The following is a 13,258-nucleotide window of genomic DNA, read 5'->3' as shown; positions in this document are numbered from 1 at the left end:
CGTAATGTATACGGCACCTGTTTTTATCGTTTAGCTTGCTTTCTTGTCAATCCCAGCCACAAGCCTCTTTTAACTTCACTTGGACAACCACAGGATCATGATCACTCGCACGGCCATGCTGTTCCATGAACTGTGAGTTGATGTGGACGATGTCTACATTCGTGTCCTTTTTCAGGTTGTTGGTCACGAGGATGTGGTCAAGCACTTGGGCATTGCCTTGGTATGAATAAGTGTAGCGTTCCTTGTATGGAACTTCCTGAATCATATCGGAAAGTTCTTTTCCTTTTAGTTTTTCCAGAGCAGGTGTAAATTGAAAGTCATTAAAATCGCCAAGCAGTACGACATTCGCTTTCGGATGATCGGCTTTAATGCTTTTTACGAAGTTGTTGACGATGCCTGAAATCTGCAAACGCTGGAGCTCACTGTTCAATACAGGAGGCTGATTTTTGCCGAACAGCGGCTGGTCTCCGCCTTTTGAATTAAAATGATTGGCGATCACGGTTACTTTTTCTCCATTAAACATAAATTGTGCAGCCAGTGGCTTACGGCTGTTCTCAAAAGCAGGATTGGCCGGATCGATACGCCCTGGGTTGAGTGAAAGCTTGCCATTCTTGTATTGAACAGCCTCAGTCGGTGTCCCTTTCGTTCCTGGGGCAAGGGATACACGCTCAGGATTATAAATAAAGGCAACCCGGATATTTCCGCCGGGAATTCCTCCGTCCTTGCCATCGATTGGAGCAATGTCGGTGTATTGATAAGCAGGACCGCCTTTTGCTTTAATTTCATCGATGAGACGCTCTGCGCTTTCCTTTGCATCGGTTCTGCCGTCATCTACTGGCCCGTCTCCATCTTGCATTTCGATTAAACCTACAATGTCTGGGGCATTCAGATTATGAACGATGGAGCCGGCGACCCGTCCTGCTTTTTCATCGCTCGTCCCGTCTTTTCCACCTTCATTGGCAGAGAAGTTCTCTACGTTAAAGCTCGCGATCGTTAATTTCTTATGCTTTCCATGCAATTTTGTGGTTTCAGGCTTTGTTTTACCTTCCACAAGGGCAGGGAGCTGGTCTTTGTCCGTCAGTACTTTAAAGTTGCTGAAGCTGTAGCTCATGACTCCGGTAATATTGCCTTTGAAGTAATCGCCGGACTTAGCAACAAAGCTGCTGTCGTTAATGTCCACGAAGATTCGTTCAGGGTTGTAGTCTGTTTCTGAAATATTAATCGCTCCTGATGTATTAAACGGTGTATTTCCTTTGTTTTTGGTCACGACTGCGAGTTCCCCGTAGTTTTGTGGAGCAACGATTTTCGGTTTTTCCACTTCGACTCGCATGCCTTCCACACTCTCATAGAAATCGATTCCGTCTTCTTTAGGGTCAAAACGTCCAAAATTGTCATTATCGATGATGTGTGTCGGGATATGCCTCCCGTGATCTCCAAGGACCACAGGGTCTGGAAGGGCATGACCATTTTGCATGATAGAAACAGAGCCCCCGTTTTCAGCGTTTATTTCCGTCACGGCAAGGTCGGTTTTCAATTTCTCCGCATATCCGTCAAGCACCCACTCTTTTACCTGGCCCGTCGTTTTTACAAGATCCCCGCTTTTTAAGCCATGGTTCTTTTTATAAACCAGGATGCCTTCAGAAGTTTTCTCATCAAGGTCGGGGACAGTGTCCTGCATATAGAAGTTGTTGGCATCAACTATGTGAGTAACAACACCCTCTACATCTGCAGCCGATTGATTCGCAAATGGCGACTGGTGGGAAGCCCCTTGAATGTCGTGGATTCGAAGTCCAGTTAATGCAACCGTATATTTAAAAGTAGAGACCTCGCTATTTTTAAGCCCTTCTTTGATCGCGATCGCTTTTACCGTTGTATCCTTATTTATGGTAAGTGGTTCACTGTATCGGCTGCTGCTGGAAGTCGGATTGCTTCCGTCCAGTGTGTAATAAATCGCAGCATTTTCGGTAGCTGTGGATAATGCTGCTTTTGTTCCGCTTTTCACTAAACCTGAATCAGGTGAAGCAGTAACTGGCTCAGCTTGAGGTTCTGATGGCGTATTTCCTTGAAAAGAGAAGCTTTTGGCGTTCTTATGGCCCGGAACAGAGAAGTAGGCCATTAAATCACCCGTAATCTGCACTTTTTTGCCCAGGTTTTCCGGGTGTGCTTTAAGATTTAATCCATCTCTCACCGCACCGGCCGGCAGCTGTACAGGGAGGATTTTTGCTTTGTCGGTTTCAGAAGGAGAATCCGCGATTGCAAGATTTGTGTCTTGCGAGAAAGGAGAAGAATGCTGATAAGAAATCGATGCTCCGCTTCCTCCTTTTACCGTACCTACAATGTATCCTTCAACGGTTTTATCGGATCCGGTATTATGGGAAATGGCATCGGCTACTGTGACCACATCGGCAGCAATAGCTTTACTGGAAACTATTGGAGAAAGCATGCTGGCGATGAAGAGCAGTACCATGGAAAGGCTAAACACCTTATTCAGGCTTTTTGTCTTCATGAAGTTCACCCTTTGCTTCATATTTTAAAAGCACTTTACACCCCATTGAAAAAGAGGGCGATTATTGTAAATATATCATGTAAAAAAGGTTATAAATGTCTTATACGGAAAAATGAGGAATTATACCTTGGTTTAGAATTTGTATTAGTAATATTTACCTAATAAGTTTAGACTTGGCCATAACTCTGCAGGGCGATGGGAAGAGATGGATTTATCACGGAAAATTCAGTATTTGTACTAAAGAACATCTTGTATAACCCGGCTGTCTCCTTTATGCTAATAGGAACTTGAAGTTAAGAAAGGGGAATTCCCATTAAAGACCTTCATTCTTTTGGATGGTACGCTTCGCGTATTACTCCGCATCTTTCGAAAGATTTTTTTAAACCTGTACCTGCCCGACTTTGGGGAGGATTTGCCTATCTGCTCGTGGTAGTGGCTGGATTGTTAGCCATTGGGCTTTTTGATCTGCACATCATTATCAATATCGTAATAGCAGGAGTGCTCGGTGCGAGTTATGCAGCCATGGGTTTTCTTGGCCATGAAATTCTCCATGGTACAGTGGTGAAAACGGCATGGCTTCGAAATTTTTTGGGGGCTGTAGCCTTTTGGCCGCTGAGTACAGGGCCAAGATTGTGGAGAAAATGGCATAATATGAACCATCATGTCCATACACAGCATGATGAAAAGGATCCAGATGCCTGGCCGAATCATGAAAAATGGATACAAAATTCGCTTCTTCGTACGATCTATCGTTTACCGTTTGGAGTTCGAGCGTTTTTTAGCTTTCTGTCGTTAAGTGTCCAATTTTCAATGCATGGTTTAAAGATGTTCATCGAGTACATCAAGGACTTTAACCCCAAAAACCGTCCGGCTGTTTTGCTGCAGACGGTTTTGCCATGGGCGACATGGATAGGGATTATGTTTTGGATGGGGCCGGTTAAGTGGTTGTTTGCCTTCTTATTTCCGCTATTGATCGCCAATTTTATTGTGATGAGCTATATTTCTACCAACCACAGGCTGAACCCGCTGACCCCTGTGAATGATCCGCTCGCTAACAGTTTGACTGTTACGGTTCCTAAATGGGTGGATGTGCTGCATTTCAATTTTTCGTATCATACTGAGCATCATTTATTTCCTAGTATGAGCCCGAAATATTATCCAATTATTAAGCAGCATATTAAAAAGATGTGGCCCGAGCGTTATCACGAAATGAAAATGAGCAATGCGATGAAAGCTCTTTGGAATACACCTAGAATCTATTATAAAGATAATGAATTGATTGATCCTCATAAGAAGAATACGTTCGGCACACTGGGCAACGGCCTGGATGGGGCAAAACAGCCTGATCCTGAAGTGATGAAAAAAACGGTATGAATCCAAAAAAAGACCTTGGCTGCTGCGGCAGCCAAGGTCTTTTGTGATAACCATTTTGAGGTGCTGATTTCTCTCCGTCACCTTTTCTGGCTCTCCACAATGCTTCTTGACACTGGTCAATGTAAAGCCTCTAGTTACGGGAAAGGGATGCCAATAATCTCTCCATCCTTAAAAGAAGAAATTTTTTCTTCATTCAATATCACCACGTTTTCTTCAGGATCCTGCGGGATCCGCTTTTTTTCGGAGGTCAATGAGTAAACGGAGTAAATGACTAGAACAAAAAGGAAGGGGATAACCGCCAGCAAGCTATTCTTTTTCATAATTCATCACCGCTACAGCTGGTTTGTCCGGCCTAGAAAGTAGATTGAACGGCAGCCTCTTCTTGTTTCAGCCCTTTCCCTTTTCTTAAAACAAACGCATTAAATCCAATGTAATATGCTCCCAATATGAAGAATACAAAAACAGTGAGCGGATCTCTTATAAAATGCTGGCCATATTGCACATCTTGCAATGACTCGGCACCAGCAGCAGAGGCGAGAAATACGGAACGGTACAAAAAACGCGCCAAAAAAAGAATCAGGATGATCACCTCAATCCACTTGTGGGTCCGGTAGAACAATTGCGATTCCCGCCATTGAAAGGTGCTGTATCTGGCGGCATACACGACAAAGACAACTCCGATCAGGGTGCCTGGCACCGCGTAAAGGAGAGTTGCAGGATGCAGTGCCGCGTTTGCCAGAAAGGCGATCATGATTACAGCAAAGATATCATCCTGAATAACAGCCTTTTTGGCTTGTAAGGCTGAAAACCAATGGTTCTTTTCGTTCGCCGATAAATAAATGACATTACCAATAAAGGAACGGCCATTTGTTGAATGTGCATGCAAACACTCCTCATCTGACATTCTTTAAGTCTCATTGACTTGAAGTATATTACTCTATTTTTAAAGACAATTACCCACTTTTTTTGTATATGTTTTTGAAATAATAAAATAGGGTATTGTTGTTAGTTGAAAATGAATTGTTATCTCGTTGTAATCCTCATGTCATAATGTATTGTTAGAATTGGCTAGGAATTCATTAAACAGGAGGATGTTATTTTGAAAAAATTAGTTTCGGGAATTATTGTAGCAGGTGTACTTGCCGTGAATCCAGTAGCAGGCCATGCAGCACTTGGAGACAACACGCTTAAACCAGAAACCCATGATTCAGACGTTCAGGACCTCCAGGCTTTGTTGAAAAAGAAAGGTTATTTTACATATCATGAAACTACGAACTACTATGGACCATACACAGAGTCAGCAGTAAAGAAGCTTCAGAAAGATAAGGGAATCCAAGTTGATGGAGTCGCAGGAAATTCTGTGTATAAAGCTCTTGGTGTATTCAGCAAGCAGGCGATTGTGGATGAAGCAGAAAAATACCGCGGAACACCCTACGAGTGGGGCGGAGAAACGCCCGATGGATTTGATTGCAGCGGGTATTTAAACTACATCTTCGATAAAGCAGCAAATATAGATCTTCCACGTACCGTGAAAGAAATTCATACAGAAGGAACCTCGGTAGATTCTCCTCATGTTGGAGATATTGTCTTCTTTGATATCGAAGGGGACGGAAATCTTTCTCATGCCGGAGTTTATGTAGGGGATGGAAAATTCATGCATGCTTCATTTTCAAAGGGAGTAACAACAGCAGAATTGGACAGCTCTTACTGGGCTCCTAAATACGAAGGCGCAAAGCGGTATAGATAATATTTTGTGATCGGTGCCAGGCACCGCAATTACACAAGTGTGTAATCGTGGTGCCTGGCACCATTTTTTTATCGCTGCTCCTGGAGCTGAACATCAGTGAAATCCTGTTGGCAGATTTGTGCAGTAGATGCCACATCCTTTAAAGTAGCAGGTGTGCCGGCTTCCAATGGCGGATCCATGGATTGAAGCGGTGATGATACCAACGAAAAAATATCTCGCTTAACTCATCCGGTCCGATCACGCCTTTTTGGCAGACAGAGAGCGAATTCATCAGCTGATCGTTATACTGCTGGATAATGCCATGAAACATACGGGCCAGGGAAATCAAATCCTGTTAGCAGCAAAAGAAGCGGCCGTATCAATCGAACTGATGGTGAGGATAACGGACCTGGAATCGCAGAAAGTGAAAGAGAGCGAATCTTTGACCGATTCTATCAGAGTGATAAAGCAAGATCTGATGAAGAAGGGCTTGGACTTGGTCTATCTATAGCCCAATGGATCCTTGAAAAGCATAACGGCAAGGTCAGGGTTGAGAGTGAACTGGGAAAAGGGACGGCGTTCATCGTTACGTTTCCAAAATAACAACGAAGGGCAGCTGCCCTTCGTTGTTGTATTTGTCGATTATATCGCCCAATTCCCTTTGGTGAACAAAGGGATACGTTTTCCATCCTGGTATTCAGCTTCAATTTCAAGATCAGCAGAACCAATCATAAAGTCGGTGTGCCCATGGCTGTGATTGACTCCTTTGGCTTCAAGTTCTTCTTTGCTTAACTGATCTGCTCCAGGGATATTCATAGTGATCGTGTTGCCCAATGCGAGGTGGCAGGATGCATTTTCATCAAATAAGGTGTTGTTGAACACAATTCCTGAGTTAGAAATAGGGGAGTCAAACGGAACAAGAGCAACTTCACCAAGATACTTCATTCCTTCATCGATGTTGAGGAGTTGTTTGAGCGTATCCTCGCCTTTTTCTGCCTTAACATCCACCACTTTTCCTTTTTCAAAGGTTAAGCTGAAGTTCTCGATGATGTTGCCCATGGCAGATAACGGCTTCTTGCTTGCTACGGTTCCGTTAACTCCTTCTTTAAGCGGAGCGGTAAATACTTCTTCTGTGGGCATATTTGGTATGTAAAACGTGTTGAAGGTTGAATGATGCCCCCCGCCGATCCATACATGTTCAGGATGGAGATCAATGCTGAGATCAGTGCCTTCTGATTTATAGTGCAGTGTTTTAAATTTCTGCTCATTCAAATAATTAACCTTACTCAGCAGCGTTTCCCCATGTTCTCTCCATGCTGTCACCGGGTCTGGCTGATCAACACGAACCGTTTGGAAAATCGCTTCCCAAAGGGCTGCAATGGCATCGTTTTCATCTTTATCCGGAAAAACACTCTTTGCCCAGCCAGCAGTAGGAGCTCCAGCGATCAGCCACGGAACATCACCTGCAAGTCTTGCATTTGTGAATTTTTCAAGCCGTTCACCTGCGTTCTTTTGCACAAGCAATAATCGCTCGGACGGAACTCCCTGAAAGGCATTTGGATCATTGCCGGTAACCATCAGCATGCAATCATTGTTCTCGAGCAAGCTGTCATACATGCCGAGCTGCCATTGAGGAATATTATCCTTTAACACCTCTTCGGAAGCCCCGTTTAAGTGTATTCGGCTCGTTTCTGTGTCTGTCCATTCGACAAAGACACGCTTGCATCCGTTCTTATACGCATGTTCCGTTACTTTGCGGGTGAATGGAGCGGCTTCAATATTAGAATTAATAAGCAACCGCTGCCCTTCTTGAAGATTCAGACCCACTTTAACAACCAGTTCCGCGTATTGATCCAACTTTTCTTCAAACGTTTTCATCGTATCCCTCCTATACTTTGATTTTACTACAGGTGAGGAATAAGGTGGTATTATGAACCATACAGTTTATAATATTTTGTATCGAGGCGTCTTTCTTAGGTATACTAGTTCACTAGGAAGGAGTGTCCAAACATGAAATTGGATCATACCGGAATTGCGGTGCGAAGAATAAATGAAGCGATCGATTTATACACATCTATTCTTGGTGGAAAGCTGGTCCGACAGTATACAAGCGAGAAACCAGGAGTAGAAACACATATCGCCGTTATTGAAATGGACAATCAAATAATAGAACTTTTAGAACCCACGGGTAAAACTTCCCCGATAGAACGGTTCATCCGCCAAAAAGGAAAAGGTGTCCACCATCTTGCTTATGAGGTGGACAACCTTGAAGAAACGATAAGAGAATATGAGGATCGTGGAATCACTTTTTTAAAAGACACCTATCGGATCAATCCTTATGGAAGGAGGCTGATTTACATTAATCCGGTGCACACGCAGGGTACAATCATCGAGTTATGTGATTATATAAAAAGCAATGATTAATGCGTTTTGAAAGGCCGGATACTCTGGGAAAAACAAAAAACGTTAAAGGGGTCATAATGGGTTTTTACTTCTCTTAAGCGTTCGTAGTTCTTTCCATAGTAGGCATGCTCCCAATTTTTAATGTTTCGGTCCGGCCAGTTCACGTAATCTCCCTTTGTATAAGGAGAAAGAGCTTTTCGAACGTGCTTCACCCAGCAACGGTTTTCTTGCTCTTCATCACGGCGATCCCAGGAGGTGTTATATTCTTGGGCGATAATGGCGTGCCGATGGTAATAGGCAGTTTCATCTGGTTCATAGTTGTCCACAGCTCCGCCAAGCGCCTGCTGCCAAATCGTTGTGTTATTGTTCGGTGCCTTCTCCAAATAGTGTTTCATCGTTTTTATGGCTTCAGTCGGCAGGGGCTTGTACACAAAAGAGCCGGAACGTTTAAAGGGAAGGGGACGGTTTCCTTGAGGGGAATTAAAAAAGCTCACAGCTTCAATAAATGGAACACGCTCAAGCTGCCTATCTGTCGGGGATCCTGTTTGGAGAAGGGGTTCGATGAGCTTTACCAATTTTTTAGGTGTACCAATGAATTGGCCGGATGCGGTAATGATGCCTTTTTGTTTTGCCGAGAGTTCGATCTGTGAGGTAAGCCGCTTATCTGTAAAAGGGGCCCAGTGCTGCCATGTATCATATGCTTCTTTGAAATCGTCCCACCCCCATGTTATTGAAAAAATAGAGACGTTTTTAATCGGGTGCACTCTGAAAGTGAAAGCGGTAACGATGCCGAAATTTCCCCCGCCTCCTCCGCGGCATGCCCAGAACAGTTCACTGTTTTCAACCCTGTTGGCATAGATGATTTTTGCGCCGCACTTGCCCGAAGGAACGACAATCTCTACTTCTTCTAAGCTGTCACAGGTTAAGCCAAATTGTCGAGTAAGCATGCCTATTCCTCCTCCGAGAGCAAGTCCGCTTAATCCTACATTGTATACGGTGCCTGCTGGAAGGGTCACCCGATCTTCCCAAAGCTGCCCATACACCAAGCCAAGTTCAGCACCGGCTTGAATCATAGCTGTTTGCTTGTCTTGGCGGTAGTGAATCCCTTTCATCTCACTCACATCAATAATGAGCCCCCTATTGACCAGGGAAAAGTTTTCGTAGCTGTGCCTGCCGCTTCTTACCCGAAAGGGGACTTGTTTTTCTCTGGCCCATCGCAGAGCATTCTTTACATCTTCCCGGTTCTGGCAAAAGACAATGATGCAAGGATACTTCTGGATGCTCAAATTTAAATTTTCTCTCGCACTGTCATAGGCCGTGTTATTTGGGGTAACAATCCGACCTGTAAGTTTTGCTTTTTTCAAAGACATTTCTCCTGTTCAAAGAATAATTGTACAGCGTAGCTTGTCATAGTTTATGCGAACAGGAGTCAAAAGGATTGGACATAAAAACAGCAAGCCGGGCTCCGGCTTACTGTTAGAGTCAGTCAATGACCTGAATACCATTTCGGTCTTTTTCTTTGTTCAATTGATATAAACGGTACGTATGGCTGACGATGACCTTAAGCAGGGCGTAAAACGGAACAGCCAGGATCATCCCTAGGAAACCGCCCATATTGCCGGCGACAAGAAGAATCAGGATAACCGTTAATGGATGAACATCCAGCTTTCTGCCCATAATCAGCGGAGAAGTCACATTACCGTCAATTTGCTGGACCACGATGACCACAATGGCTACTTTTAAGGCCATGAGCGGTGACATGATCAAGCCGATGATAAAAGCGGGTATAAAGGCAATAAATGCACCAAGAAATGGAATGATATTGGTAATCATAGCGACGATGGCAAGAATTAAAGAATAATCGAGACCGATAATACTGTATCCGATATACATCATCACACCCACTAAAAAGGCTGCGGTCGCTTGACCCTGAATATAGGAGCTCAGCGCTTCGTCCATATCTTTTAAAATGCGCTTCGCTTCCGCTGCTTTTAAATAGGGAAGGAAGTTTTCTACTCTGTTGCCAAATCCTTCGCTGTCCTTCAGCAAATAAAATACGATAAACGGAACCGTAACTATAACAGTAGCAACACTTGTAATGACTCCGATCAGGCTGCCGATTTTCGTTCCGATATTGCTTGCGAAACCCTTGGCATAATCACTTGCCTTTGAGGTAAGGCTGTCGATGGTTATATAATCGTTTTGCTGAAAACGCGAGAACCATTCATTCTGCTTCAGGCTATTCACTTTATCGTTAAGTGAGTCAATAATTTGCGGTGCATTGTTGATCAAGCTTTTAAACTGACTCTGCAGCTGAGGCCCTAAGAGAAAGACAAGTAACGTCCCAAGCCCGATGAAAAGCAGATAGATGATCAGGATCGACAGCACTTTCGGTATTTTTCGGCGATCTAAATAATAGACGATCGGCCGTAATAAATAAAAAATAACGCCGCCGATCAAGAACGGGAAGAATAAGGTCGTAAAAATGATTTCCACGGGGCGAAAGATAAAATCCACCTTGGATGAAAGTAAAACAATGAGTAATATAATGACAATCGCATAGCCTATGCGAAAAGCTTTTGAGTTTGGCATAACATCACCTCAGATTGGATTGTTTGCAGTATGAAAGCTAGTATGATTTTTTTAGTTTTAAATATTCTCATCTTCTCTGGCCTAGCCGTTGGCACCGTATTTCTTTATTGGATGGCTCGTTTCCGATTTCCGCAGTTTTACACGCCAGTGACGCAAAATCTCACTATTATTCCTTTCTACTAAAAGAACGCACATTCCCCTCGCGTGGCGCGGTATCGATCTGGTTGCTTGCAAAAATCGATTGTCTGAAATCTAAATCATAATCAAATGCCAATCTCACCGCCTCCTTAATACCTTATTGTTCCCTATATTGGCAGGTCTTAAAACGACAATATCAGGCCGCCGAACATATCTCCTTTTCTACGAAACAAAAAATGCAGGAAGGCTTAGGTGCCTTCCTGCTATTTAGGAGTTAAAACGGACGAAGAGGAATGAAAATCTAAACCACCAATACAGCATAAATGAGTAGCCAATTAGAATAATGGCGGCCCATGGAGAACCGCTCACAATGCCAGTGATCAGATGATTCCATTCCGTGTTGCCTTTAGGACGGCCCAGGGCAAACATAAAACTGACTACAGGAGTTGCGATAACAAATGCAAGATTAATAATAGTAGCTTTTATATGTACTTTTTTCAGAAGATTTATGATGGTTGCCAATAAAGTCAGCCCTATAAATGAGTAAAATAGCAGCCAGAGCCAATCAGGAAGAGTTTCATGCGCCATACAGCGTCCCCCATTAGTCAATATTCTTTCATACCCATCTGTATCCTAAAGGAGAAAAGAAAAAATTGCATAAGAACTTTTTACTATTTTTACAAATAATGGAGACGGTTTTTGCTTTTATTGTAACTTTTTGTGAACTATAGCCTCCGGTTACTTGGCAATTTCCTCTCCGTCAATTACCATTAGTTATGAATAGGAGTATGGAAAGAGGGATGACTTTGGGATATATTGTGACAGCCGTTATTGCAGGTTTGATCGTAACAGGGCTTACCGTTGCTATTGGTCTTCAAAAGGATGAAAAATACGGGTCCTCAACGAAAAATAATCTCAGCAGGCTGACGGCCATTTACGTTGTTTTAATTATCTGTTGTATCATCGGTTTAGGCATTTATATCGGGAATCGTTAATCGTAACAGAAGATGAAAAAATGAAGAGAGGGAAAAACATGAAATCTGTCATTCTTGATGTAGATACGGGAATTGATGATGCGTTGGCGATCGCTTATGCGATCCATTCTCCGGAATTAAACATCCTCGGTATTACAACGGGTTTTGGGAATGTATCTGCTGAGGAAGCAACAAGGAATACACTCCAGGTTCTTCAATTATTAAATAGAGCAGATATTCCTGTTTATCGAGGTGCAGAACGGCCGTTTCGCAGAGAAAGCACCCGTCACAGAGCGTACGATGTGCATGGGCAGGATGGTTTGGGGAACATTCAGCTGCCGCCGCCTGAACTCTTATCATCAGGGCTGCATGCCAGTGATTTTATCATTTCGATGGTGAAAAAATATCCTCATGAGATCACTCTTATTACGGTAGGTACTCAGACCAACCTGGCTCTTGCTCTGGAAAAAGAGCCTTTCATTATAGATTTGGTGAAGGAAGTCATTATCATGGGCGGCGCAGTCACCGTCCCGGGAAATGTTACACCTGCTGCAGAAGCGAATTTTTATGCGGACGCAGAAGGGGCGGATTTTGTGCTTCAATCAGGGCTTCCGATTACACTTGTCGGTCTTGATGTGACGATGAAGACTCTTTTACAGAGACGGACTTTGGCAGATTGGGGAAGCTGCGGATTGAAAACGGGTGAAATCTTTGCTGAAATGTGCAGCTTTTATATGGATTTTTATGAAAGCAAGAATCCGGGGCTCGGCGGATGTGCTCTTCATGATCCATTAGCTGTTGGGGTCGCAGTCGATCCCTCTTTTATTAAAACAACATCAATGGGCGTCCGAATTTCAAAAGAACCGGAGAACCTGGGGCAGAGTATAGGTGTGGCAGCAGATAAAGGAATCTCTGTAGGTCTTGAAGTCGATGCAGAGCGATTCAGGGCACACTTCCTCAATCGCATCCTTCCTGCCGAAAAAAAGGGGAGTCATCATGCTTGACATTAAAGAGATCTCCGCTGAACAAACGTATGAGATTAGACATAAAGTGCTTCGTCCCAATCAAACGCTGGATGAATGCCAGTTTCCGGGTGACAATGATCAGGGGACGTTCCATCTTGGGGCATATCAGGGGGATAAACTTATTTCAATCGCCTCTTTTTATCGAGAGAGTCATCCGGATATTACAGGCAGTGTGCAGTACCGCCTGCGCGGAATGGCCACCCTTGAAGATTACAGGAAAGAAAAGGCGGGAAGCAGTCTTCTGTTGCGAGCCGAAGACAGGCTGAGAAAGCAGAATGCTGATTCCTGGTGGTGCAATGCAAGAGAGGGTGTTGCCGGTTATTATAAGAAGCTCGGTCTGCGTGAATGCGGTGATGTTTTTGACCTCCCGCGGATCGGTCCCCATATCGTGATGTTTAAAATGTTAACGTAAAAGAATTTTAAGAATAGGATAAAACAAGCCAGAATATAGTGTATCAAGTGAATACATCACTATACCTCTGCTGATCAGACATGCTGAAGGCCCACTCTTTATTCCAAA

Annotated in this window: 14 protein-coding genes and 1 pseudogene; 8 read left to right on the top strand and 7 right to left on the bottom strand. The window is 43.6% G+C overall.

Translation table 11 applies throughout. The annotated features are described in order from the left end of the window. Window positions 1–46 precede the first annotated feature (46 nt). Window positions 47–2,506 (bottom strand): DUF6359 domain-containing protein, encoded by a 2,460-nt coding sequence (locus QYF49_RS13440; RefSeq protein WP_290400087.1) that lies wholly within the window; start codon window positions 2,504–2,506, stop codon window positions 47–49. Between the two features lie 312 nt (window positions 2,507–2,818). On the opposite strand from QYF49_RS13440, the pseudogene desB reads away from it, so the two are divergent. Further along, window positions 2,819–3,835, top strand: a pseudogene (gene desB, locus QYF49_RS13435) (Delta(10) desaturase DesB); the annotation flags it as partial. 179 nt (window positions 3,836–4,014) lie between these two features. On the opposite strand, the gene QYF49_RS13430 reads toward desB, so the two are convergent. After that, entirely contained in the window at window positions 4,015–4,200 is a 186-nt protein-coding gene (locus QYF49_RS13430) for a hypothetical protein (protein ID WP_290400086.1), read from the bottom strand. A 32-nt stretch (window positions 4,201–4,232) separates the two neighbouring features. Further along, window positions 4,233–4,784, bottom strand: coding sequence for a CcdC protein domain-containing protein (locus QYF49_RS13425; RefSeq protein ID WP_290400085.1), 552 nt, complete (start codon window positions 4,782–4,784; stop codon window positions 4,233–4,235). Between the two features lie 195 nt (window positions 4,785–4,979). Here QYF49_RS13425 and QYF49_RS13420 point away from each other — a divergent pair, with 195 nt between their 5' ends. The 3 genes from QYF49_RS13420 to QYF49_RS13410 all read left to right on the top strand — a co-directional run bounded on the left by QYF49_RS13420 (window position 4,980) and on the right by QYF49_RS13410 (window position 6,209). Further along, on the top strand, window positions 4,980–5,627 hold the full coding sequence (locus QYF49_RS13420) for a C40 family peptidase (protein WP_290400084.1): 648 nt from the start codon (window positions 4,980–4,982) through the stop codon (window positions 5,625–5,627). Between the two features lie 247 nt (window positions 5,628–5,874). Beyond that, window positions 5,875–6,117 (top strand): ATP-binding protein, encoded by a 243-nt coding sequence (locus tag QYF49_RS13415; RefSeq protein ID WP_290400083.1) that lies wholly within the window; start codon window positions 5,875–5,877, stop codon window positions 6,115–6,117. Continuing rightward, complete coding sequence (locus QYF49_RS13410) at window positions 6,045–6,209, top strand: ATP-binding protein (RefSeq protein ID WP_290400447.1); 165 nt, start codon at window positions 6,045–6,047, stop codon at window positions 6,207–6,209. The genes QYF49_RS13415 and QYF49_RS13410 overlap by 73 nt, the downstream gene beginning before the upstream one ends. A 39-nt stretch (window positions 6,210–6,248) precedes the next feature. Here the strand turns inward: QYF49_RS13410 and QYF49_RS13405 are convergent, their stop codons facing one another. Next, entirely contained in the window at window positions 6,249–7,484 is a 1,236-nt protein-coding gene (locus tag QYF49_RS13405) for an aminopeptidase (protein ID WP_290400082.1), read from the bottom strand. 132 nt (window positions 7,485–7,616) lie between these two features. Between QYF49_RS13405 and QYF49_RS13400 the strand changes: the two genes are divergently transcribed. After that, entirely contained in the window at window positions 7,617–8,030 is a 414-nt protein-coding gene (locus QYF49_RS13400; protein WP_290400081.1) for a VOC family protein, read from the top strand. On the opposite strand, the gene QYF49_RS13395 is transcribed toward QYF49_RS13400, so the two are convergent. The 3 genes from QYF49_RS13395 to QYF49_RS13385 all read right to left on the bottom strand — a co-directional run bounded on the left by QYF49_RS13395 (window position 8,027) and on the right by QYF49_RS13385 (window position 11,327). Then, window positions 8,027–9,373, bottom strand: a complete 1,347-nt coding sequence (locus QYF49_RS13395; RefSeq protein WP_290400080.1) for an FAD-binding oxidoreductase — start codon at window positions 9,371–9,373, stop codon at window positions 8,027–8,029. The genes QYF49_RS13400 and QYF49_RS13395 overlap by 4 nt on opposite strands. Before the next feature lie 118 nt (window positions 9,374–9,491). Continuing rightward, the gene (locus tag QYF49_RS13390) at window positions 9,492–10,601 is read right to left on the bottom strand and encodes an AI-2E family transporter (RefSeq protein ID WP_290400079.1); all 1,110 of its coding nucleotides are present in this window, start codon (window positions 10,599–10,601) and stop codon (window positions 9,492–9,494) included. Between the two features lie 405 nt (window positions 10,602–11,006). Continuing rightward, entirely contained in the window at window positions 11,007–11,327 is a 321-nt protein-coding gene (locus QYF49_RS13385; RefSeq protein WP_290400078.1) for a hypothetical protein, read from the bottom strand. 212 nt (window positions 11,328–11,539) lie between these two features. On the opposite strand from QYF49_RS13385, the gene QYF49_RS13380 reads away from it, so the two are divergent. Genes QYF49_RS13380 through QYF49_RS13370 form a run of 3 tightly spaced genes read left to right on the top strand, consistent with a single transcriptional unit; the run spans window position 11,540 to window position 13,150 of the window. Continuing rightward, a complete protein-coding gene (locus QYF49_RS13380) occupies window positions 11,540–11,734 on the top strand; it encodes a hypothetical protein (RefSeq protein ID WP_290400077.1) in 195 nt (64 codons plus the stop codon). 38 nt (window positions 11,735–11,772) lie between these two features. Continuing rightward, window positions 11,773–12,717, top strand: a complete 945-nt coding sequence (locus QYF49_RS13375) for a nucleoside hydrolase (RefSeq protein ID WP_290400076.1) — start codon at window positions 11,773–11,775, stop codon at window positions 12,715–12,717. Next, window positions 12,710–13,150 carry a GNAT family N-acetyltransferase gene (locus tag QYF49_RS13370; RefSeq protein WP_290400075.1) on the top strand — a complete coding sequence of 147 codons (441 nt, stop codon included), beginning with the start codon at window positions 12,710–12,712 and terminating at the stop codon, window positions 13,148–13,150. The genes QYF49_RS13375 and QYF49_RS13370 overlap by 8 nt, the downstream gene beginning before the upstream one ends. The last annotated feature ends 108 nt before the right edge of the window (window positions 13,151–13,258 follow it).

Origin of the sequence: Fictibacillus terranigra (assembly GCF_030412265.1) — a bacterium.
In the GTDB taxonomy this organism is placed as follows: Bacteria; Bacillota; Bacilli; order Bacillales; family Fictibacillaceae; genus Fictibacillus_C; species Fictibacillus_C terrinigri.
Note: the sequence above shows the minus strand (reverse complement) of the source record. Positions and strands in the feature narration are given on the sequence as shown.

What these genes read in the sequence shown, in the direction of transcription:
- QYF49_RS13440 (WP_290400087.1), bottom strand. Translation starts at nt 2,506, where the DNA reads ATGAAGACAAAAAGCCTGAATAAGGTGTTTAGCCTTTCCATGGTACTG.
- QYF49_RS13430 (WP_290400086.1), bottom strand. Translation starts at nt 4,200, where the DNA reads ATGAAAAAGAATAGCTTGCTGGCGGTTATCCCCTTCCTTTTTGTTCTA.
- QYF49_RS13425 (WP_290400085.1), bottom strand. Translation starts at nt 4,784, where the DNA reads ATGTCAGATGAGGAGTGTTTGCATGCACATTCAACAAATGGCCGTTCC.
- QYF49_RS13405 (WP_290400082.1), bottom strand. Translation starts at nt 7,484, where the DNA reads ATGAAAACGTTTGAAGAAAAGTTGGATCAATACGCGGAACTGGTTGTT.
- QYF49_RS13400 (WP_290400081.1), top strand. Translation starts at nt 7,617, where the DNA reads ATGAAATTGGATCATACCGGAATTGCGGTGCGAAGAATAAATGAAGCG.
- QYF49_RS13390 (WP_290400079.1), bottom strand. Translation starts at nt 10,601, where the DNA reads ATGCCAAACTCAAAAGCTTTTCGCATAGGCTATGCGATTGTCATTATA.
- QYF49_RS13385 (WP_290400078.1), bottom strand. Translation starts at nt 11,327, where the DNA reads ATGGCGCATGAAACTCTTCCTGATTGGCTCTGGCTGCTATTTTACTCA.
- QYF49_RS13380 (WP_290400077.1), top strand. Translation starts at nt 11,540, where the DNA reads ATGACTTTGGGATATATTGTGACAGCCGTTATTGCAGGTTTGATCGTA.
- QYF49_RS13375 (WP_290400076.1), top strand. Translation starts at nt 11,773, where the DNA reads ATGAAATCTGTCATTCTTGATGTAGATACGGGAATTGATGATGCGTTG.
- QYF49_RS13370 (WP_290400075.1), top strand. Translation starts at nt 12,710, where the DNA reads ATGCTTGACATTAAAGAGATCTCCGCTGAACAAACGTATGAGATTAGA.